Raw genomic sequence first — 19,879 nt, forward strand, 5'->3', positions numbered from 1 at the left:
ATATTCTCGTCGGCTTTCACCAGGGCCGCGCGCGTCCGGGCTCAGTCGATCAGCCGCCCCTGCGCATCCCAGAACGGGTGCGGGCCGTCAAACTGGCCGCTGGCCACGGCATGGCTGACCAGCCGGCCGCCGGGCGGCAGGGCGTGCAGCATGAAGCCGGGCGGCTCCAGCGTCCAGGCCGATGCGGCGTCGGGCGCCAGGTCCAGGCAGACCTGGTGGGCGGGCGCAGGCGAGGTCATGGCCACCGTGCCGCCAAAGGCGACCTGGATGCTGCGGTGCAGGTGGCCGCAGATGACGCGCTGCACGTTGGGGTGGCGGCGCACCAGGTCTTCCAGCGCCTGTGCACCCTGCAGCAGGCCGATCTTGTCCATGTGGCCTATCAGGGTCTCGAAGGGCGGGTGGTGCATGGCGATGACCACGGGGCGGCCTTCGCTGGCGGCCAGTTGCAGCTCCAGCCATTGCAGGCGCTCCTCGCACAAGGTGCCCTCGCTGTGGCCGGGCACCACGGTGTCCAGCGCGATCAGCCGCAGATCGCCGATGTCCACCGCGTACTGGATGAAGCCTTCGCTACGCAGCCAGGTGTGCTCGGGAAAGGCGGTGCGCAGCGCGTCGCGGTCATCGTGGTTGCCGGGCAGCAGGTAGATGGGAAGCTCGCCCAGCGGCGCCAGCAGGCTGCGCAGGTGGGCGTATTCGGCGGGCCGGCCGAAGTCGGTCAGGTCGCCGGTGATCACGACGGCGTGCGGCTGCTGCGGCAGGGCCAGCACGCTTTGCACCGAGCGCTCCAGGTATTGGGCGGTATCGATGCGGCGGTAGGTCAGGCGGCCGGGTTCGCGGATATGCAGGTCGGTGAGCTGGGCCAGGAAGGTGGTCATGGAGGGGCGCAGGGTTTCAGGCGTGGGCATGGTTGGGCATCCATTGGTGGGGGGCGATGCGCAAGGCCACGCGGTCGCCCGATTGCGCGGCGTGGTCGCGGGCCACGTCGGCCATCAGCGGCGTGTGGCCCGCCAGCTCCAGCGTGAGCTGCAGGCGGTCGCCCAGAAAGACGCGGCGCGCCACCGATGCGGGCACGGCGCCCGGCGTGCCGGCGGCGCAGACCTCGATGTCTTCAGGGCGCAGCAGCAGCCGGGCCGCGCCCGTGCATTCGGCCGGACAGGCCAGCTCCATGCCGGCCAGCGCCAGCCGGTTGCTGCGCGCATCGTCTTCGCTGCGTTCGACCTGGTTCACGCGCCCCAGGAAGGTGGCGACAAAGGGATGGGCCGGGCGGCGGTACAGGCTCTCACCGTCGCCCACCTGCAGGATGCGGCCTGCCTGCATCACGGCCATGCGGTCGGCAATGGCCATGGCCTCCTGCTGGTCGTGCGTGACGTGGACGGCGGTGATGCGCAGCTGGCGCAGCAGCTGTGCGAGTTCGTCACGCAGGGTTTCCTTGAGCTTGGCGTCCAGCGCGGTCAGCGGCTCGTCCAGCAGCAGCACGCGCGGGCGCGATGCCACGGCGCGGGCCAGGGCCACGCGCTGGCGCTGGCCGCCGGACAGTTCGGCCGGGCGCTTGTGCTCCAGGCCGTTCAGGCGCACCAGGTCCACCAGTTCGCCCACCACGCGGCGCTGCTCCTGCTCGGACACGCCGCGTATGCGCAGGCCGTAGGCTATGTTGGCCTGCACGCTCATCTGCGGGAACAGCGCGTAGTGCTGGAACACCATGCCCACCTGGCGCTTTTCTATGGGCACGCGGGTGACGTCGGTGTCGCCGAAGGCGATGCGGCTGCCCGCATCCGGCGTCTCCAGCCCCGCGATGATGCGCAGCAGCGTGGTCTTGCCGCAGCCCGAGGGTCCGAGCAGGGCCAGCACCTCGCCGGGCTCCACGCGCAGGTCGGTGGCCTGCAGGCCGCGCGTTCCGTCGGCATAGGTCTTGGCGCATTGCCGGATGTCGATGGCGACGCTGTTACTTTCCATAATGCTTCTCGATGAAATGCCCCAGCGCCTGCAGCAGCCACATCACGGGCAGGATGACGATGAGGAAGATGAGGGTATAGGCCGAGCCCACCTCGATGCGCATGGACGCATAGCTGTCGGCCAGGCCCACGGGCAGGGTGCGCGTCAGCGGCGTGTGCAGCATCCAGGTCAGGTTGAACTCGCCCATGGACAGGGTGAACACCATCAGGCAGGCAGCCACGATGGCAGGCAGCACGGCAGGCACCAGCACGCCCAGGAAGCGCTGCGCGAACGAGGCGCCCAGGCTGCGCGCAGCCTCCTCCAGCGCCACCAGCTCCTGGCGGCGCAGCGCCGAGCCCACCATGCGCACCATGAAGGGCAGGGTGAACACCACATGGCCCACCAGGATGAAGGCAAAGCTCTGGCGGAAGGCGGCCACGCTGCCATAGGCCAGCAGCAGGGCCAGGGCGCTGGCCAGGCCCGGAATGGCCACGGGCAGCGTCAGCAGTTCCTCGAAATGCCGGGCCCAGGGCGAGCGGCTGCGCGCCAGCGCATAGGCGCAGGGCACGCCCAGCACCAAGGTCATGGCCACGCAGGCGCAGGCCAGCAGCAGCGACATCAGCACGGTATTGCCGTAGCCGGCCCAGACCTCGGCCAGCCAGCGCGTGGTCAATCCGCTGGACAGGCCCTGGCCGTAGTTCTGCACCAGCCCGGCCAGCACCGACAGCAGCATGGGCGCCAGCATGAACACGGTGACGGTGGCCGTCACCAGCCACATCAGCGGCGGCATTTTTGGCCGCCGGGCCGCCCCAAGGCAAAAAGCGGCCCCTTCGGGGGGCAGCGGACCTTGCGCTGCAAGGGCAGCGTGGGGGCTATTTTTTTGTGTAGTCCGCATGGTCAGACTCCTGTGGCGGCCGGACCCGCCCAGCGCCGCGACAGCCACAGCACCAGCCAGGTGATCAGCCCCAGGCTGATCGACAGGCTGGCGGCCAGGGCGAAGTTGGCGTAGTTGGTGAACTCGTTGTAGATGGTGATGGGCAGCACCTCGAACTTGCTCGACAGCGTGAAGGCCGTGCCGAAGGCGCCGACCGACGTGGCGAACACGATGGCGCCGCAGGCCAGCGTGGTGGGCAGCAGCTGCGGCCACCACACATCGCGCGCCACGCTCCAGCCATTGCCGCCCAGCGAGCGCGCGGCCTCTTCCAGGTGCGGGTCCAGCGCCTCGGCCGCTGCCGTGTAGGAGGCAATGGCGCGCGGAAGCGAGAAGTACAGGTAGCCCAGGAACAGGCCCAGCAGCCCGTAGGCGAAGGTGATCCGCTCGCCGCCCAGGGCCACCGACAGGTCGGCCAGCGCGCCCTGGCGCCCGCCCAGCAGGATGATGAAAAAGCCGATGATCACGCCCGGAAACGACAGCGGCAGCGTCAGCAGCGACAGCAGCAGGCCGCGCCCCGTGAAGCGGTGGCGCGCCAGCGCAATGCCCATCACCGCGCCGATCAGCAGCGTGGCCAGGGTCACGGCCAGCGACAGGGCCAGCGTCTGCAGCAGGCTTTGCAGGTACAGCGCGTCGGTCAGCGTGGCGAAGTAAGTGCGCCAGCCTTCACGCGCCGGCAGCGCCAGCAGCAGGCCGACCGGCAGCAGCCAGAACGCCGCGAAGAAGGCCACGGCCGGCGCGCTGCAGGCCAGCAGCAGCGCGCGGGCGCGCCAGTCGCCTGGCGCTTGGGAGGAAATGCCCACGATGCAGTCCGCCCGGCTCAACGCACTTCACGCAGGTAGCGCGTGGAGAAGCCCTTTTGCACATCGGCCATCTTCTGGTAGTCCACCGAGGTGGCGCGTGCGTACTCGCTGGCGGGCAGGAAATGGCCGGCCACTTCCTTGGGCAGGGCCACGTCGCGCACCGGGCGCAGGTAGGCGTTGGCCCAGATGGACTGGCCCTTGTCGGACAGCACATAGTCCAGCACCTTCTTGCCGTTGTCCGTGTGCGGCGCCTTGTTCACCAGGCTCATCACATAGGGCATGACCACGGTGCCTTCCTTGGGGATCACGAAGTCCACGTCGGCCTTGTCCTTGTAGCGGGCGCGGTAGGCGTTGAAGTCGTAGTCCAGCAGGATGCCGATCTCGCCCGACAGCAGGCGCGCATACGAGGTCTGCTTGGGCACGATGGGCTCGTTCTTCTGCAGCTTCTTGAAGTAGTCGATGGCGGGCTGGAAGTTGTCCAGCGTGCCGCCCATGGCCTGGTTCACGGCCACGGCGCCCACATAGCCCACGAAGGCCGAGGCCGGGTCCAGGTAGCCCACCAGGCCCTTGTATTCGGGCTTGAGCAGGTCTGCCCAGGACTGCGGCACGGGCTTGCCGCCCAGCGCCGCCTTGTTGACCATGAAGCCCAGCGTGCCCGAGTGGATGGTCACCCACTCGCCCTTGGGGTCCTTGAGGCCGGCGGGAATCTGGTCCCAGTGGGCGGGCTTGTAGGCGGCGACCACGCCGTCTTTCTGCGCCTGGATGGCGAAGGTCACGCCCAGGTAGGTCACATCGGCCACGGGGCTGGCCTTCTCGGCCACCAGCTGGGCCAGCGACTGGCCGGAGTTCTTGTTGTCGGGCGGCACGGTGATGCCGGTATCGGCCTTGATGGCCTTGATCTGCGTGCCCCAGTCGGCCCATTCGGGCGGGCAGTTGTAGCAGATGGCGCTCTGGGCCAGCGCCGTGCCGCAGACGGCGGTGGTGGCGGCCAGCAGGGCAAGGCGCTTGAAGGAGAGCTTGAAGGGGAGGGCAGTCAGTTTCATGGTGCGTACTCGAAGAGGTGGGGGAGCGTGGGGAAGGGAAGGGCGCGGCCTTGGCTTGCGCGGGCCGCTGTTGTTGGTTTCAGAGCCGGCAGGACTCGCCGCTGCGCCAGCCATGCGGCAGGCACAGGCTGTCCTGCGCGGCCAGGGTTTTCTTGCCCGCCAGCGCATCGCACAGCAGGCGCACGCAGGCCGAGCCGATCTCGTGGTTGGGCTGGGAAATCGAGGCCAGCGAAGGCGTGAGATCGCCGGCCATGGCAATCCCGTCAAAGCCGACCACGCTCAGGTCCGCAGGCACGGAGAACCCGGCCAGCGATGCCGCGCGGATGGTGCGTATCGCCAGCAGATCGTTGCTGCAGACAATGGCCGTGGGCGGCGCCTGCTCGCTCAGGTGCTGCTGCAGCATCTGCACGGCCGTGGCGGCAAAGGGCACCTCCCAGACCGGCAGCGGCGCCAGGCCTGCGGCCTGCATGCCCAGCGCATAGCCACGGCAGCGCTGCTGGGCGCGGTCGGACGCCTGCAACTGGCCTGTGACCATGCCGATGCGGCTGTGGCCTGCCGCAGCCAGGCGCAGCACCAGCTCCCTGACGGCGCCCGTGTTGTCCACGCCCACGCAGGCATGCTCATGGGTGTGGTGATAGGCCAGCACATAGGGCTTGCCAGCCTGGCGCACACGCGCCAGCGCCGCCGAATCGCCAGGATTGGAGACCACCAGCACCAGCGCATCCACCCCGCTGGCCAGCAGCCGCGTGGTGGCCGCGTCTTCACCGGCGTGGTCGTATTCGGTGGTGCAAGGCGAAATCGCATAGCCGCGCAGCGCCGCCTGTGAGGCAATGCCCTGCAGGCACTCGGCAAACACCGGATTGGTGAGCGTGGGCAGCACCACGCCCAGCACCTTGCTGCTGCGCGTGCGCAGCGTGCGGGCGCTGGCATTGGCCACATAGCCCACTTCCTGCGCCACACGCAGCACCGTGCTGCGCGTTTGCGCATTGACCACCTCCGGCGAATTGAAAACCCGCGAAACAGTGGCGACGGACAGGCCCGCGCGGCGTGCAACCTCGGTGATGCTCATGGATGTAAACGATTTCTTGAAAACGTTTACATTGCACCCGCTGCGCGTGACGGTGCGGTGACGGAGATTTGAAGCTTTTGTGGCAGCCAGGCGTTTGGCGGCTTGGGCCCTGGCGTTGCCCGGTACCTAGGCTGCCGTAGATGCAGCCCGCTGGCGCCGAATCCAGCTGATGAAGGCCGAAAGCTCTGCGTTGAAACGAGCTCTGGGTGCCTCGGGCGTCCTTGCCTGCGCCAGAAAGAAAGCCATGGACTGCGCCATGTCCGGATGGAGCTGCGCAAAGCAATCGGCGAACTCCTCCAGCGTGCGCGGCCAGAAGCCCCCTGAGCAGGGGCGCAGCACATTGGTGGCCCGGATCAGCTTGCGTGCGGCTTCGCGTTGCAGGCGCAGGGCCTCCATGTCGTCCCGGGTTCCGGCAATGCGCTGCAGGTAGTCGTTCAGCACCTGCACGTAGTCGCCATTGACGGCCTGTGCAATCGCCCTGGACGGCTCGAACGCCTCAAACTGCTGCGCCAGGTCTTCTCCATGGATGCAGCGGCACTCATGCTTGAGCCAGTAGCCCCAGCTGTAGAGATGGGCCGGGTCCAGCACCTCTTGCCGAGTGCCCAGGTCGAAATCGATCTTCACGACTTCTGTGTGACGTAGTTGCAGGTCCTGGCGCAGCTGCTCCAGCCGGGCGCTCTCCTGTCCACTAAGGGAGCGCACCAGCACCACCGTCAGGTCCAGGTCCGAGAAGCCCGCCCTTGCGCAGCCGCGCGCCACGCTTCCATGCAGGTAGAGGCTGTCCAGCGCCTCGCCGAGGGCGCTGGCGATGGCTGCGCGCGCATCTGCCACCAAATCCACAAATTCCGGCTGGATGGGGGCTCTGACAAAGACTTCGAGAGTGCCAGCGGAGCCGAGGTTGTTCATTGGTCTTGCAGTAGTGGAACGGGAGGCACGGCTCTGAGCCAGTCTCCTGCGAACAAGCCTGGAGCCTACAGGTCGCCTTCAGGGTCAGGCATAGGATTTGCAGCGATTGGAAACCGCATGCATCCCAGCGTGCGGGCGTCCATCATAAAAACACAACTCCAAGCTTCCTATGTCTTCATTCGATACCCAACTGCTGCTCATCGCGCTGGCCAGCGTGCTGGTCCTCGTCGCGCTGATCGTCTCGCGCATCCGTCTTCATCCTCTGCTGGCGCTGCTGGTGGTTTCCATTGGCGTGGGCTTTGCCACCGGCATGGCGCCGGGCGAGATCGTCAAGAACCTCACCAACGGGGCCGGCAAGACGCTGGGTGCGGTGGGCGTGGTGATTGCCTTGGGCGCCATGCTGGGCAAGATCCTGGCGGACTCCGGCACCACCGAGCGGCTGGCCAGTGCCATCCTGCAGCGCACGTCCGAGCGCATGATTCCCTGGGCCATGACCCTGGTGGCCTTCGTGATCGGCATTCCCATGTTCTTCGAGGTGGGGCTGGTGGTCATGCTGCCGCTGATCTTCAGCGTGGCGCGCAAGCTGGAAAGCAATGAGCGCTTCAAGGGATCGGCCTATGTCTATGTGGGCGTGCCCGTGATCGCCGCGCTGGCCGCCATGCACGGCATGGTGCCGCCGCACCCGGGCCCGCTCACCGCCATTGCCACGCTGCACACCACGGTCGGCCCGACCATGCTGTATGGCTTTCTGGCCGTGATTCCCGCCATGGTGCTGGGTAACCCGCTGTACGGCGCCTTCATCACGCCGCGCATGAGTACGCGCCCCGATGCAGCCCTGCTGGAGCAGTTCACATCAGGCAAGAAGGAAGGCGGGGAGGGCAGTGCGCCCAGCATCGGCATGGGCGTGCTGTGCGCCTTGCTGCCCGCGCTGCTGATGCTGGTGCATGCGCTGGCCGAGGTGCTGCTGCCCAAGGATTCGGGCCTGCTGCATGCGGCGGCCTTCCTGGGCAATCCGCTGGTGGCCATGCTGCTGGGCGTGGTGTTTGCCTCCATCACCCTGGGCTATCTGCGCGGCGCCGATGCCGAGAAGCTGCGAGACGCGCTGGGCCAGAGCCTCAAGCCCATCGCCGGCATCATGCTCATCATTGCGGGCGGCGGCGCCTTCCAGCAGATCCTGACCAGCGCCAAGGTGGGCGATGCCATCGTCCACATGACCCAGCAGTTCGCCCTGCCTCCGCTGGTGCTGGGGTGGATGATCGCCATGCTGCTGTCGGTGTCCACCGGCTCTGCCACCGTGGGCATCGTGGGCGCGGCTGGCCTGCTGGCGCCGCTGGCGGCCTCCGATCCTTCGCTGAACGTGCCGCTGCTGGCGCTGGCCATCGGCTGCGGCTCGCTGTTCTTCAACTATGCCAACCACGCGGGCTTCTGGATGGTGAAGGAGTCCTTCGGCATGAGCATGGGCGAGGCCACCAAGACGATTACCGTGGTCCAGTCCATCGTGTCCTTTGTGGGCCTGCTGATGGTGCTGCTGTTCAACCTGCTGCCCAAGCTGGGATAGGTGAAAGGCATGAGGCGGGCCGACGGCGGCCGCTTCGATGCCGCGGCAACCACCAAGAGAGGGCACTTCTTCCGGTTCGACTGCGAATTGCCCCAGTCGCGGCAGGGAAAATGCCGCCCCGTACAGGTGCGGTACCCGGCGCCGCTTCAACGCGGGTCCGGCAATTGACCTATACTGCTGGAGGTGCTGTCCTTGTTGTTCGCCTCCTCAGTGCCCGTCTGACATTCTTGCAGTCCCCGGACTGCCGTTGGCCGCCCACTGTGACGAAGTCCGCAACTGTCACTCCCATCGGCGAGCACCACGCGGGTCCAACACCCTTCCCCGGGCCCGCACTCTCCCTGCCACCTGCAGGGGCCTCTTTCCCTTTTTTCCGATGATCCGCTGCCTGTGTGCAGCGGTCATCCTGCGCTGGCCCAAGGCCGCAGCATGGTGCTGCACCGGCAACTTGCGGCGACGCACCCCTTTCAACATGTACTCACAGGAGTCCCATTGGCTAAAGAAGAACTGATCGAAATGCAAGGCCGGGTAGACGAAGTGCTGCCTGATTCCCGCTTCCGCGTAACGCTGGAAAACGGCCACCAGCTCATCGCCTATACCGGCGGAAAAATGCGCAAGCACCGTATCCGCGTGCTGGCCGGCGACAAGGTCACGCTCGAGATGTCGCCCTATGACCTGAACAAGGGCCGTCTCACGTTCCGTCATATTGAGCAACGCTCCGGCGGCGCCCCGGGCCAGCGCCCACCCCAGCGCCGCTGAGGTCTGCCAGCCCGCTCTTGCCTCGGAGCGGGCATGGGGGGTGCACAGAAAGGACCCGGCTTTGCGCCTGGTCCCATGGCCGGCAGCCCCGCCAGCCCGGCCGCCCGGGCGGCATCGGCCGGGACAGGCGAGTTCCCCGGCTTACTTGGACATTCCGTCCTTGCCCATGGAGTCCTTCTTCATTGCGTCCTTGGACATGCCATCCTTGTGCATGCCGTCCTTGTGCATGGAGTCCTTCTTCATTCCATCCTTGGACATGGAATCCTTCTTCATCCCGTCCTTGGACATGGAGTCCTTCTTCATCCCATCCTTGGACATGGAATCCTTGGTCATTGCGCCCTTGGACATGCCGTCCTTGGACATCTCATCCGCAGCGAATGCCGAGGTGGCGCCGGCCAAGGCGAGGCAGGCGGCGAGCACGGTGGTGGTGAACTTGGTCATTTGAGTCTTCCTTTGGATTAGCGGTTTGCAGGTTGCACAATCGGCCGGCCTTGCATGGCCCGGCCTCGCACCTTCGTTGGCGGCACAGCGGCTTGTGAGGCCGCTCAGCTGCCTCCGAACCAGTTGTAGCCCTGGTCTTCCCAGTAGCCGCCGGAGTAGGTGTTGGTGACGAACATGGCCTGGACGTGCTTCGGGTTCTTGTAGCCCAGCTTGGTGGGCATGCGAAGCTTCATCGGGAAGCCATATTTGGGCGGCAGGGGCTGCCCGTCGTAAGTCAATGCCATCAGCGTCTGCGGATGCAGGGCCGTGGCCATGTCGATGCTGGTGAAGTAGTCGTCCACGCACTTGAAGCCGACGTACTTGGCGCTGGTGTCGGCGCCTATATGGCGCAGGAAATCGGCAAAGCGCACGCCGCCCCAGCGGCCTATGGCGCTCCAGCCCTCCACGCAGATATGGCGCGTGATCTGTTCTTCCTGCGGCATGGCGCGCAGCTCGGCCAGGCTCCAGGCATGGCGGTCGGCGACCATGCCGGTCACCTCCAGGCGCCAGCTGGCCCCATCCACCTCGCGCACCTCGTCCTCGCCGTAGTAGGCATTGAAGGGGAAGGGGCGCGTGATCTCGGCTGCTGAATAGGTGGGCGCCAGCCGCGTGGGGCTGAAGAGCAGGCCCTGCACGCGGTCGTTGAAGCGCGATACCTGATTGAGCGCGGCCTCGACGTGGCTGTCATCGCTGATGCTGCAGCCCGTGAGCAGGGACAGGCCGCCCAGCGTCAGCGAGCGCTGCAAGAAGGCGCGGCGTGCGGGCTGGTCCAGCTTGCGGACGATCAGCGAGCGTGCCTCGTGCACCACGGCCGCGCCATCGACGCCGGGCAGGGAAGGGGCTTTGAAGATTTTCATGGTGTCTTGGGCGCACGGCCGTGGATCATGGTCAGGAAGGTCCGGGGCACCAGGGCGACCATTGCCAGGTGCACCACCACAAAGGCGACCAGCGCAGCCATGCCGAAGAAGTGCACGCGCCTTGCGGACTCATAGCCGCCCAGCAGCTCGCGCAGCAGCGGGAACTGCACCGACTTCCACAGCACCAGGCCCGACAGCACGATCACCACCAGGTCCAGCACCACGAACAGGTAGGCCAGCTTTTGCACATGGTTGTAGCGGGCCGGGTCGGCATGCGAGAGCCGGCCCTTGAGGGCGGACACCAGGTCCTGCCGCACGCCCTGCACCGTGATGGGAAAGAACTTGCGCAGCCACCGGCCGCTGGCGATGTTCAGCAGCAGGTACAGCAGCCCGTTGAACACCAGCAGCCACATGGCCGCGAAATGCCATTGCAGCGCCCCGCCCAGCCAGCCGCCCAGAGTGATCGAGCCCGGAAAGGTGAAATCAAAGAACGGCGCCGCGTTGTAGATGCGCCAGCCACTGGTCACCAGGATGACCACGGCCAGCGCATTGAGCCAATGCGTGAGGCGCAGCCACAGCGGGTGGATGCGCTGGCCATCCTGGGGCTGTGCCGGTTGGGGGGTGATGAGGGCGGTGTTCATGGGTCCCATTGTTGGAGGGACCCTGTAGCGGATGTATCACGCAAACTTCAATTAATCGTGATAACTCCCAAGGCCGGCTCAGCCCGCCTGCGCGCACCCGGCCAGATAGTCCACCAGCGTGCGCGCCGCAGGCGATAGCCGGCTGCCGTCCCTGAAGCAGATGGCGAACTGCCGCCGCGCCCAGGCATCGGTGAGCGGCACCATGTTCACGCCTTGCACACCTTGCCCGCCCTGACCGGGGCCCGCCATGCCCAGGATCTCCCTGGGCATGATAGCCACGCCCAGGCCGGCGCGCACGCAGCGGATCGTGGCGTCGAAGGAGCTGACCACGGCGCGGTAATTGAGGGGCCGGCCGATGATGGCCGCCGCCCGCGCCAGCATGGTGTAGACGGCCGTGGAGGCGGGCAGGCCCACATGCTCGCAATCCAGCGTTTCGCTGAAGCTGCAGCTATCGCGCAAGGCCAGCGGGTGGCCGGCCGGCACGGCCACGGCCAGGGTGTCGTAGCGGTAGGGCAGGGTCTGCAAGCCCTCCAGATCGGCTGCGTTCCAGCACACGCCCACCAGGGCCAGGCCTTCGCGGATGGACCGGATGATTTCGCTGCTGGTCAGCTCCTCGATGTCCACGCGGATCTGCGCGTGCTCGGGCTTTTGCAGAAAGGCTGCAATGTCATCGGGCAGGGACTCGGCAATCGATGAGACCGAGGCCAGTATCCGCACCTGCCCCTTCACGCCATGCTGGTAGGCCGCCATGTCGCGGGCCGCGCGGTCGGCGCTGGCCAGCATGGCGCGTGCGTGCTCCAGCAGCATCAGCCCGGCTGCGGTGGGCACCACGCCCCGGCGGTGGCGCTCCAGCAGCGGGGCCTGCACCTGCTCTTCCAGCAGTGCCATGCGCTTGCTGATGGCCGATGAGCCGATGTGCTGCTGCTCGCCCGCGCGGGCGATGTTGCCCAGGTCGCAGGCGGCGACAAAGAGCCGCAGGGTGGTCAGGTCCAGTCCACCGAGCGCAAGAAGGAATGGATACGCGATGCCTACGCTGCCGGCCAGCGCGAGATCGAAGTCGGCTCCTTTGTCCCCGCACGCCTGCTGCCGCAACTGGCCGACACGGGCGAGCTGGTGGCCTATGCCCGAACGCTGCCGGGCCTGTTCGTCTCCGTGCTGGTGCCCAATCTGCGCGGAGCCGAAAGCGCCCTTGCCAGCGGGGCCGACCTGATGCTGGTGCCGCTGTCGGCCAGCCATGCCCACAGCCTGGCCAACCTGCGCAAGACGCCCGATGAGGTCGTGGCCGAGGTGGCCCGCATGCGTGCCGCACGCGATGCCGCAGGTTCGACGATGCTGATCGAGGGCGGCATTGGCACGGCCTTCGGGTGCACGCTGCAGGGCAGGGTGGAGCCGGCCGAGGTGCTGCGCTGCATGCAGGCCCTGCTGGACGCGGGGGCCGACCGCGTCAGCATGGCCGACACCGTGGGCCATGGCGGGCCGGGCCAGGTGCAATCGCTGTTCGAGCAGGCGCGGCGCATTGCGGGCGAACGCTTTTGGTGCGGCCACTTCCACGACACGCGTGGCCTGGCGCTGGCCAATGTGCATGCCGCACTGCAAACCGGCGTCACGCGCTTCGACGCCACGCTGGCCGGCATCGGCGGCTGCCCCCATGCGCCCGGCGCCAGCGGCAATGCCTCCACCGAAGACCTGGCCTTCATGCTGGACACCATGGACATCGGCACGGGCCTGGACATCGAGGCCCTGCTGCGCCTGCGCGCCAAGGTGGCCGCCTGGCTGGACGGCGAAAGCCTGCACGGCGCGCTGTGGCGCGCGGGCTTGCCGCGCAGCGTCACCGCCGACGCAGCCCCCGCCGCTGCATGAACCCCTTACCTTCCCACGAGCACACCTGTATGGCCACCGAACCCCTGCTGCCGCTGTCCGGCATCCGCGTCATCGAATTCACCCACATGGTCATGGGCCCCACCTGCGGCATGATCCTGGCCGACCTGGGCGCCGAAGTCATCAAGGTCGAGCCGCCGGGCGGCGACAAAACGCGCACGCTGCCCGGCCTGGGCATCGGCTTTTTCCGCAGCTTCAACCGCAACAAGAAAAGCGTGGTGCTGGATATCACCACCGAAGCGGGCCGCGCCACCGCTGCCGAGCTGGCCGCTGGCAGCGACGTGGTGCTGGAGAACTTCCGCCCCGGCCTCATGCAGTCCCTGGGCCTGGACTACGCCACGCTGTCGCAGCGCGCGCCCGGCCTCATCTACGTCAGCCACAAGGGCTTTCTGCCCGGCCCCTACGAGAAGCGCCTGGCGCTGGACGAGGTGGTGCAGATGATGGGCGGCCTGTCGTACATGACCGGCCCCGTGGGCCGGCCGCTGCGCGCGGGCACCAGCGTCAACGACATCATGGGCGGCATGTTCGGCGCCATCGGCGTGCTCGCCGCCCTGCGCGAGCGTGAGCGCACCGGGCGCGGCCAGGAGGTGCAAAGCGCGCTTTTCGAGAACTGCGTCTTCCTGTCCTCCCAGCACATGCAGCAGTACCTGATGACGGGCGAGGCACCGCCGCCCATGCCCTCGCGCGTGTCGGCCTGGAGTGTCTACGACGTGTTCACCCTGGCCGGTGGCGAGCAGCTGTTCATCGGCGCCGTCAGCGACAAGCAGTTCGCCACCCTGTGCCGCGTGCTGGACCGCGCCGACCTGCTGCAGCGCCCCGAATACGCCGACAACGCCGCCCGTGTGGCCGTGCGCCCTCAACTGCTGGCCGAGCTGGGCTCCATCCTGGCCAGCCATGAATCGGCCCGGCTTGCGCCGCAGCTGGAGGCCGCAGGCATTCCCTACGCGCCCATCACGCGGCCCGAGCAACTGGTGGACGACCCGCACCTGCGCCAAAGCGGCGGCCTGGCTTCCATGCAGACCGAAGACGGCGGCCAGACCGACGTGGTGCTGCTGCCCCTGCTCATGAACGGCCACCGTCCCGGCGTGCGCATGCCGCTGGCCGGGATTGGCGAGCACACCGAAGAAATCCTCGGAGCCCTTGCATCACGGACCTGACAGCCATCCCCAGGCGCCGAAGGCCGCAGAAAAACCACCCCGGCGCGCATGAGACAACACAAAAAGGAGACAACCCCATGCACTCGTCCCATCCCTTCCGCCGCCGCACCCTGCTGGCCCTGGCCGGCGCATCGCTGGGGGCCGCTGCCCTGGGCGTGTGCGCCCAAAATGGCACGCCGCTGCGCGTCATCCTGCCCGTGGGGGCAGGCTCGGGCGCCGACACCATCGTGCGCTCGGCCCAGACTGCGCTGGTGCGCTCGCTGGGCGGCCAGCCCGTGGTCATGGAGAACCTGCCGGGTGCGGGCGGCATCACGGGAACGCAGGCCCTGGTCAAGGCGCCGGCCGATGGCAACACCATCGCCTTCATCTCCAACAACCACGCCGTCAACCCCAGCGTCTTCAAGAAGCTGCCCTACGACAGCCTGGCCGACATCACGCCGCTGTCCATCGTCGGCGGTTCGCCCTTCGTGCTGGTCGTCCACCCCAAGGTGGCGGCGCGCAATGCGCGCGAACTGCAGGCGCTCATGAAGGCGCGGCCCGGCGACCTCAACTACGCCTCGTCCGGCAACGGCACCATCTTCCACCTCGCGGCCGAAGTCTTTCTGGACGCGGCCGGCACCACGGCACGCCACATTCCCTACAAGGGCGTGGGCCAGATGGTGGTGGACCTGCTCAGCGGGCAGGTGGACTTCGGCGTGATCGCCGTGGGCACGGCGCAGGCGCACCTCAAATCCGGCGCGCTGCGTGCCATCGGCATCATGGGCCGCGAGCGCGTGGCATCGCTGCCCGATGTGCCCACCGTGGCCGAACAGGGCTTTCCCGGCGTGGACATCGCCGGCTGGGTGGCCGCCATAGGCCCCAAGGGCATGCCGCCCGCCCAGGTGCGGCGCCTGCACGACGGCATCGCCTCTGCCTTTGCCGACCCCGAGGTCAAGGCCGGCTTTGCACGGCGCGACGAATACACCGTGCTCAACAGCCCCGAGGCCGCAGCCCAGTTCCTGCGCTCCGAGCAGGAACGCTTTGCGCGCCTGGTCAAGAAGGCCAATGTCACGCTGGAGTAAGTCCGGATGGCCCTGGTCTGGTCGGCTGTATCCCTGCGGGCGAAGTTTCTGAACGCGCTGCTGCCTTGCGCGCAAGGCCCCACGGCCGCGTAGGCAGTCTTCAGATGGGTGTGAAAAGGTCCGGGTGGTACCGCTTTGCCGACATGCCCGAGGCATGGTCGATTCATGGGCATCGTTGACATGTACTGGCAGGGTGGATATCTTTGATATATCCAAAGGAGTTGAGTATGCCGACCCGCACAAACGCCAACCAGATTGCCTTCCGCTACCGCGCAGTGGACAGCGCCACCGGCGTCACGCGAGAAACCGCCAAGCGCCTGGCCGAGCATCTTGGTGTTGATGAAACGCAGGCGATACACCGTGCGCTGCATGAGCTTGCCGTACGCATGCTGCCGCAGTACGAGGCGGATGACGGCCCCTTGACGGCAGCCCAGGTCAGGCAAATCAAGAAAAAAGTGCCGCAAGGTGAGCAACGCTCGGTGAAGTCGAGCTTGTTCGACTTGGAGACGCTGTGACCGCACCTTGGTGGGATGAGCCCACGGCGGGCGACATCGTCTGGTGCTATTTCCCGCAAGACATCATTCCCGGGCCCAAGCCTCGGCCCGCGCTGATCCTGGTGGTCTTCGATGACGATGCTCCGCAGTTCACGGTACGAGTCGCCTACGGCACCAGCCAGCGCACTACCACGCTGTACAAGGGCGAGTTCGCCATCCTGCGCGAGCGCAATCCCGTGGCCTATGCGGCTGCCGGGTTGAGCTATGACACGAAATTCAATCTCAAGCAGGCCCTGGATCTGCCGTATACGGCAGAGTGGTTTGCAGTGCCGCCTGCAGCTCCCCATGGACAGACGCCCAAGTTGGGAGTCCTGCATCCTTCCCTTGTGCGCGCGGTGCAGGCCGCTTATCAGGCAGTGTCCAAATAAGCAGGGTCCTGCCACGGCCGCCGGGCCTGTCCTGTGTCGCAGGTGCCTTGCCCGATGGGGATCAACAAGCTGATGGTGGACAATGGCAAGGAGTTCACGTACGCCTTGTCCGCAGGCAATGTAAGCCGGGTGCAGCCATCAGACGATGTTGCAGAACCCACGTCCACTTCTCCCAATTTCCCCCCAGATTGGTCGCAAGAATTCCTGTGCAACTCCAGGAAAAGACCATGATTGATTTCTCGCAAACCAACGCTTCACGCATTCGCCCGGCCCTTGTGCTGGCTGTGGCGGCCTTCGCGGCGGCCTGCAGCCATGCGCAGGGCCACGGGGGGCACGGCAATCCGCCGTCGCCGCCGCCCGAGGCCTATACGGCCTGCCAGGGCAAGGCCGAGGGCGACAGCGTGACGCTGACCATGCCCGATGGCAAGACGCTGGCCGGCACCTGCCGCAGCCTGAACGGGCAGCTGGTGGCCATGCCGGCCGGCGGGCCCGGCGCAGGCGGGCCGCCGCCCCATCCGCAGCAGTGATCGCGTGGCCCGGCGGGCCACGCCGCCGGGCTGTCTGCAACCCCACGGGCCTGCGCACAGGCCCTCATGAAAAGCCATCCCCATGAACCACTCTCAAGATGCCCATGATCTTGCCCACGACCTGGGCCTTCAGCACGATCTGCAAGTCATGGCGCGCCGCCTGTCCGAGCGCCGCCGCCTGTTGGGCCTGATGGCTGCCGGTGGCGCTGCCGCGCTCTTGTCCGCCTGCGGTGGCGGCGGAGGTGATTCCGGTGATTCGACAGGGACCGGCACAGGAACCGGGACAGGAACGGGCACCGACACGGGCACAGGTACGGGTACTGGAACCACGACCGGCACCTGCATGGTCGATCCCACGGAAACCGAAGGCCCTTACCCCGCCGACGGCTCCAACGGCTCGCGCGGCAGTTTGGTCAACGTGCTGTCGCAAAGCGGCGTGGTGCGCAGCGACCTGCGCAGCAGCTTTGGCGGCATGAGCGGCACGGCTGCGGGCCTGCCGCTGACGCTCAAGATCACCCTGGTCAACGTCAGCACCAACTGCAGCCCGCTGGAAGGCTATGCCATCTACCTGTGGCATTGCACCCGCGAGGGCGAGTATTCGCTGTACTCCACCGACCTGCTCAACCAGAACTTCCTGCGCGGCGTGCAGGCGACGGACAGCAATGGCGAATGCACCTTTGTGACCATCTTCCCGGGCTGCTATGACGGGCGTTGGCCGCACATGCACTTCGAGGTGTTCCGCAGCCTCAACACGGCCGGCAGCTACACCAACAAGCTGCTGACCTCGCAGATGGCCATGCCCAAGGACGTGGCCAGCGCCGTCTATGCCGGTGTCAGCGGCTACAGCGCCAGCGTCTCCAACCTGTCGCGGGTCAGCGTGACATCGGACAATGTCTTCGGCGACAACACCAGCGAGCAGATCGCCTGGCAGACGCCCACCTTCACCGGAGACACCACCAATGGCCACACCGCCACGATATCCATCGGCATTGCCGTCTGACGCAGCAACTGAATGAGCCTCCGCCTCCCGCGACTGAAGCTGCAGCACAAGGCCTTCTTCGCCCTGGCCGTGCTGCTGGTGGCCCTGCTGCTGGTGTTTCTCGGCTTCTCGCGCCTGGGCCTGCAACGGGGCCTGGGCCCGTACATGGCCGAGGTGGAGCTGACCGGCATGGACGGGCTGGCCGAGCGGCTGGTCCAGCACCATGAGCAAAACGGCGGCTGGGATGCGGCGCGCGCCAACCCCGGTTTCTGGCGCGACATGGTGCGCCCGGGCGCAGGCATGGGCCGGGGCTTTCCTGCGGGTGAGCCCGGGCCACGGCCCCCCATGCACATGTCCATGCCCATGCCGGAGCCGAGGCCTGGTTTTGAGGGAAGCCACGGTCCGGGGCCAGGTCCGGAGTTTCCACCGCCACCTGGGCCGGAAGGCGGAGAGCCTGCCGATCGCTCAGATCGCTCCGACCGTACAGACCGCCCAGGCCCGCCGCCGGACCGCCCCTTCGGCGGCCCGTGGGCGCGCGTGGGCCTGCTGGATGCCCAGGGCCAACTCATCTCCGGCATGGCGCCGCAGCCAGGCGCGGCGCACCGCGTTCTGCGCGCCGTCAACGGGCAGGCCATTGGCGAGATCGTGCTGTCCCCCGTGCAGACCGGGCAGGGCATGCAGCGCGACCTGGACCGCGCTTTCCTCGCGCAGCAGATGAGTTTTGTGGCCTGGACCGGGCTGGCCGGCCTGCTGCTGGCGCTGCTGCTGTCGGCCTGGCTCACGCGGCGCTGGCTGGAGCCGCTGACCGCCTTCGTCGACGGCCTGCGCGGCATTGCGGCCGGGCGGCTGGACACGCGCGTGGCCATCAAGGGCGATGCGGAGCTGGCCCGCCTTGCGGAAACCTTCAACGACATGGCCGTGCAGCTGGCCACCATGGAGGCCTCGCGCCAGCGCTGGCTGTCCGACGTGGCGCATGAGCTGCGCACGCCCCTGTCCACCATGCGCGCCGAGGTCGAGGCCGTGCAGGACGGCGTGCTGCCCATGGACGACCGCATGGCGCTGCGCCTGCACCGGCAGATCATGCGGCTGATACGGCTGGTCAGCGACCTGCGCGTGAGCCTGGACGACCCGCAGGCCCTGCACGGCTCGGGCCATGTTCCCGTGCATGTGCTGACCCTGCTGGGCGAGGCGCTGGACGGCGCGCGGCCCGGCTTCGAGCAGGTCGGCATCGGCCTGGACCGCTCCACCGTGGACCAGCTGGCCGCGCGCATTCCGCCGCCGCTGGTGCAGGGCGACCCGCACCGGCTGCACCAGGTGTTTGCCAACCTGCTGGAAAACAGCCTGCGCTACACGGCTGCGGGCGGGCGGCTGCAGGTGTCTGCCGAAATCGTCCAGTTGCAGGGCCGCAGCATGCTGCAGCTGTGCTGGGACGACACGGCTCCCGGCGTGGCCAGCCAGCACCTGCCGCGCCTGTTCGACCGCCTCTATCGCGTGGACGCCTCCCGCGTGCGCGACGGCGACGGCCTGGGCGGCTCCGGCCTGGGGCTGGCCATCTGCCGCACCATCGTCCAGGCCCATGGCGGCAGCATCGAGGCCGCTGCCTCGCCGCTGGGCGGCCTGCGCATCACGCTGTGGCTGCCCTTGCTGGAAAATTCCGCGCCATGAAGCCTGCCCGCATCCTCCTGGTCGAAGACGAAACCGACATGGCCGCCATCGTCATCGACTACCTGCGCCATGCAGGCTACGAAGTCGAGCACATCCGCCACGGGCGCGAGGCGCTGGACCGCATGCTGCGCTCCCCGCCCGACCTCACCGTGCTGGACATCATGCTGCCGGGGCTGGACGGCCTGGACATCCTGCGCCAGTTCCGCCCCCACAGCGCCAGCCCCGTCATCCTGCTCACCGCGCGTGTCGAGGAAATGGACCGCCTGCTGGGCCTGGAGCTCGGTGCCGACGACTACATCTGCAAACCCTTCGCCCCGCGCGAAGTCGTGGCCCGCGTCAAGGCCGTGCTGCGCCGCAGTGCCGGCCCCGGCCCCGCGCAGCAACGCCTGACGCTGCTGCCCGAGCAGGGCCGCGCCATGCTCAACGGCAGCGTGCTGCCGCTGACCAAGCGCGAGCTGACCTTGCTGCAGGCCCTGATGCACCAGCCCGGCCGCCTGTACTCCCGCGCGCAGCTGCTGGAGCTGGCCTGCGCCGACACGCTGGACGTGAACGAACGCGCCATCGACAGCCACATCAAGAACCTGCGCAAAAAGCTCAAGGCGGCGGACGACCGCCATGAGTGGATTCGCTCCGTGTACGGCGTGGGCTTTGCGTTCGAGCCCGATGGCGGGTCCGACACGCGGGCGCAGTGAAGGCCAGGCGAGGGCAGGGCGCAGG

22 protein-coding genes are annotated in these 19,879 nt (G+C 67.5%); 11 read left to right on the forward strand and 11 right to left on the reverse strand.

Going from position 1 to position 19,879, the window contains the following annotated elements:
- Positions 1 to 41 precede the first annotated feature (41 nt).
- The 7 genes from AC5I49_RS01965 to AC5I49_RS01995 form a co-directional block, all read right to left on the reverse strand.
- Positions 42 to 902, reverse strand: a complete 861-nt coding sequence (locus AC5I49_RS01965) for a phosphodiesterase (RefSeq protein WP_495788756.1) — start codon at positions 900 to 902, stop codon at positions 42 to 44.
- Complete coding sequence (locus AC5I49_RS01970) at positions 889 to 1,950, reverse strand: ABC transporter ATP-binding protein (RefSeq protein WP_016448130.1); 1,062 nt, start codon at positions 1,948 to 1,950, stop codon at positions 889 to 891. The genes AC5I49_RS01965 and AC5I49_RS01970 overlap by 14 nt, the downstream gene beginning before the upstream one ends.
- Entirely contained in the window at positions 1,940 to 2,707 is a 768-nt protein-coding gene (locus AC5I49_RS01975; RefSeq protein WP_034347925.1) for an ABC transporter permease, read from the reverse strand. The genes AC5I49_RS01970 and AC5I49_RS01975 overlap by 11 nt, the downstream gene beginning before the upstream one ends.
- A 119-nt stretch (positions 2,708 to 2,826) precedes the next feature.
- On the reverse strand, positions 2,827 to 3,684 hold the full coding sequence (locus AC5I49_RS01980; RefSeq protein WP_495788757.1) for an ABC transporter permease: 858 nt from the start codon (positions 3,682 to 3,684) through the stop codon (positions 2,827 to 2,829).
- On the reverse strand, positions 3,681 to 4,706 hold the full coding sequence (locus AC5I49_RS01985; protein ID WP_252651580.1) for an ABC transporter substrate-binding protein: 1,026 nt from the start codon (positions 4,704 to 4,706) through the stop codon (positions 3,681 to 3,683). The genes AC5I49_RS01980 and AC5I49_RS01985 overlap by 4 nt, the downstream gene beginning before the upstream one ends.
- A 79-nt stretch (positions 4,707 to 4,785) precedes the next feature.
- Positions 4,786 to 5,775: a LacI family DNA-binding transcriptional regulator gene (locus tag AC5I49_RS01990; protein ID WP_017407210.1), complete on the reverse strand. Its 990-nt coding sequence runs from the start codon at positions 5,773 to 5,775 to the stop codon at positions 4,786 to 4,788.
- A 126-nt stretch (positions 5,776 to 5,901) separates the two neighbouring features.
- Positions 5,902 to 6,615, reverse strand: coding sequence for a nucleotidyltransferase domain-containing protein (locus tag AC5I49_RS01995; protein ID WP_392457740.1), 714 nt, complete (start codon positions 6,613 to 6,615; stop codon positions 5,902 to 5,904).
- 235 nt (positions 6,616 to 6,850) lie between these two features.
- Between AC5I49_RS01995 and AC5I49_RS02000 the strand changes: the two genes are divergently transcribed.
- Together AC5I49_RS02000 and infA are read left to right on the forward strand one after the other, a co-directional pair.
- Positions 6,851 to 8,239 carry a GntP family permease gene (locus AC5I49_RS02000; protein ID WP_495788758.1) on the forward strand — a complete coding sequence of 463 codons (1,389 nt, stop codon included), beginning with the start codon at positions 6,851 to 6,853 and terminating at the stop codon, positions 8,237 to 8,239.
- 489 nt (positions 8,240 to 8,728) lie between these two features.
- Entirely contained in the window at positions 8,729 to 8,995 is a 267-nt protein-coding gene (gene infA, locus AC5I49_RS02005; protein WP_016448120.1) for a translation initiation factor IF-1, read from the forward strand.
- A 141-nt stretch (positions 8,996 to 9,136) separates the two neighbouring features.
- Here the strand turns inward: infA and AC5I49_RS02010 are convergent, their stop codons facing one another.
- From AC5I49_RS02010 to AC5I49_RS02025, 4 genes are all read right to left on the reverse strand, one after another.
- A complete protein-coding gene (locus AC5I49_RS02010; RefSeq protein WP_016448119.1) occupies positions 9,137 to 9,436 on the reverse strand; it encodes a pentapeptide MXKDX repeat protein in 300 nt (99 codons plus the stop codon).
- Between the two features lie 104 nt (positions 9,437 to 9,540).
- Positions 9,541 to 10,332 (reverse strand): molybdopterin-dependent oxidoreductase, encoded by a 792-nt coding sequence (locus tag AC5I49_RS02015; RefSeq protein WP_046983528.1) that lies wholly within the window; start codon positions 10,330 to 10,332, stop codon positions 9,541 to 9,543.
- Positions 10,329 to 10,982 carry a cytochrome b/b6 domain-containing protein gene (locus AC5I49_RS02020; protein WP_160854929.1) on the reverse strand — a complete coding sequence of 218 codons (654 nt, stop codon included), beginning with the start codon at positions 10,980 to 10,982 and terminating at the stop codon, positions 10,329 to 10,331. Before AC5I49_RS02020 ends, AC5I49_RS02015 begins: the two co-directional genes overlap by 4 nt.
- A gap of 69 nt (positions 10,983 to 11,051) precedes the next feature.
- Complete coding sequence (locus tag AC5I49_RS02025) at positions 11,052 to 11,966, reverse strand: LysR family transcriptional regulator (RefSeq protein ID WP_495788924.1); 915 nt, start codon at positions 11,964 to 11,966, stop codon at positions 11,052 to 11,054.
- Here AC5I49_RS02025 and AC5I49_RS02030 point away from each other — a divergent pair.
- The 9 genes from AC5I49_RS02030 to AC5I49_RS02070 all read left to right on the forward strand — a co-directional run bounded on the left by AC5I49_RS02030 (position 11,889) and on the right by AC5I49_RS02070 (position 19,854).
- Complete coding sequence (locus AC5I49_RS02030; protein ID WP_495788759.1) at positions 11,889 to 12,833, forward strand: hydroxymethylglutaryl-CoA lyase; 945 nt, start codon at positions 11,889 to 11,891, stop codon at positions 12,831 to 12,833. The genes AC5I49_RS02025 and AC5I49_RS02030 overlap by 78 nt on opposite strands.
- A gap of 29 nt (positions 12,834 to 12,862) precedes the next feature.
- Entirely contained in the window at positions 12,863 to 14,008 is a 1,146-nt protein-coding gene (locus tag AC5I49_RS02035; RefSeq protein WP_331254694.1) for a CaiB/BaiF CoA transferase family protein, read from the forward strand.
- Positions 14,009 to 14,085: 77 nt separating this feature from the next.
- Entirely contained in the window at positions 14,086 to 15,069 is a 984-nt protein-coding gene (locus AC5I49_RS02040; protein ID WP_464181110.1) for a tripartite tricarboxylate transporter substrate binding protein, read from the forward strand.
- Between the two features lie 227 nt (positions 15,070 to 15,296).
- A complete protein-coding gene (locus AC5I49_RS02045) occupies positions 15,297 to 15,584 on the forward strand; it encodes a hypothetical protein (protein WP_016453658.1) in 288 nt (95 codons plus the stop codon).
- On the forward strand, positions 15,581 to 15,991 hold the full coding sequence (locus tag AC5I49_RS02050) for a hypothetical protein (protein WP_043791292.1): 411 nt from the start codon (positions 15,581 to 15,583) through the stop codon (positions 15,989 to 15,991). Before AC5I49_RS02045 ends, AC5I49_RS02050 begins: the two co-directional genes overlap by 4 nt.
- A 227-nt stretch (positions 15,992 to 16,218) precedes the next feature.
- Positions 16,219 to 16,518, forward strand: a complete 300-nt coding sequence (locus AC5I49_RS02055) for a hypothetical protein (RefSeq protein WP_016448111.1) — start codon at positions 16,219 to 16,221, stop codon at positions 16,516 to 16,518.
- 82 nt (positions 16,519 to 16,600) lie between these two features.
- Positions 16,601 to 17,518: a dioxygenase family protein gene (locus tag AC5I49_RS02060; protein WP_016448110.1), complete on the forward strand. Its 918-nt coding sequence runs from the start codon at positions 16,601 to 16,603 to the stop codon at positions 17,516 to 17,518.
- A gap of 12 nt (positions 17,519 to 17,530) precedes the next feature.
- A complete protein-coding gene (locus AC5I49_RS02065; protein WP_495788760.1) occupies positions 17,531 to 19,162 on the forward strand; it encodes an ATP-binding protein in 1,632 nt (543 codons plus the stop codon).
- Positions 19,159 to 19,854: a response regulator gene (locus AC5I49_RS02070; RefSeq protein WP_047328114.1), complete on the forward strand. Its 696-nt coding sequence runs from the start codon at positions 19,159 to 19,161 to the stop codon at positions 19,852 to 19,854. The genes AC5I49_RS02065 and AC5I49_RS02070 overlap by 4 nt, the downstream gene beginning before the upstream one ends.
- Positions 19,855 to 19,879: the final 25 nt, after the last annotated feature.

Source organism: Delftia sp. (assembly GCF_059499305.1).

What these genes read in the sequence shown, in the direction of transcription:
- AC5I49_RS02070 (WP_047328114.1), top strand. Translation starts at nt 19,159, where the DNA reads ATGAAGCCTGCCCGCATCCTCCTGGTCGAAGACGAAACCGACATGGCC.
- AC5I49_RS02055 (WP_016448111.1), top strand. Translation starts at nt 16,219, where the DNA reads ATGATTGATTTCTCGCAAACCAACGCTTCACGCATTCGCCCGGCCCTT.
- AC5I49_RS02045 (WP_016453658.1), top strand. Translation starts at nt 15,297, where the DNA reads ATGCCGACCCGCACAAACGCCAACCAGATTGCCTTCCGCTACCGCGCA.
- AC5I49_RS01965 (WP_495788756.1), bottom strand. Translation starts at nt 902, where the DNA reads ATGCCCACGCCTGAAACCCTGCGCCCCTCCATGACCACCTTCCTGGCC.
- AC5I49_RS02015 (WP_046983528.1), bottom strand. Translation starts at nt 10,332, where the DNA reads ATGAAAATCTTCAAAGCCCCTTCCCTGCCCGGCGTCGATGGCGCGGCC.
- AC5I49_RS02020 (WP_160854929.1), bottom strand. Translation starts at nt 10,982, where the DNA reads ATGGGACCCATGAACACCGCCCTCATCACCCCCCAACCGGCACAGCCC.
- AC5I49_RS02065 (WP_495788760.1), top strand. Translation starts at nt 17,531, where the DNA reads ATGAGCCTCCGCCTCCCGCGACTGAAGCTGCAGCACAAGGCCTTCTTC.
- AC5I49_RS01970 (WP_016448130.1), bottom strand. Translation starts at nt 1,950, where the DNA reads ATGGAAAGTAACAGCGTCGCCATCGACATCCGGCAATGCGCCAAGACC.
- AC5I49_RS02060 (WP_016448110.1), top strand. Translation starts at nt 16,601, where the DNA reads ATGAACCACTCTCAAGATGCCCATGATCTTGCCCACGACCTGGGCCTT.
- AC5I49_RS02010 (WP_016448119.1), bottom strand. Translation starts at nt 9,436, where the DNA reads ATGACCAAGTTCACCACCACCGTGCTCGCCGCCTGCCTCGCCTTGGCC.
- AC5I49_RS01985 (WP_252651580.1), bottom strand. Translation starts at nt 4,706, where the DNA reads ATGAAACTGACTGCCCTCCCCTTCAAGCTCTCCTTCAAGCGCCTTGCC.
- AC5I49_RS02040 (WP_464181110.1), top strand. Translation starts at nt 14,086, where the DNA reads ATGCACTCGTCCCATCCCTTCCGCCGCCGCACCCTGCTGGCCCTGGCC.
- AC5I49_RS01975 (WP_034347925.1), bottom strand. Translation starts at nt 2,707, where the DNA reads ATGTGGCTGGTGACGGCCACCGTCACCGTGTTCATGCTGGCGCCCATG.
- AC5I49_RS02035 (WP_331254694.1), top strand. Translation starts at nt 12,863, where the DNA reads ATGGCCACCGAACCCCTGCTGCCGCTGTCCGGCATCCGCGTCATCGAA.
- AC5I49_RS01990 (WP_017407210.1), bottom strand. Translation starts at nt 5,775, where the DNA reads ATGAGCATCACCGAGGTTGCACGCCGCGCGGGCCTGTCCGTCGCCACT.
- AC5I49_RS02000 (WP_495788758.1), top strand. Translation starts at nt 6,851, where the DNA reads ATGTCTTCATTCGATACCCAACTGCTGCTCATCGCGCTGGCCAGCGTG.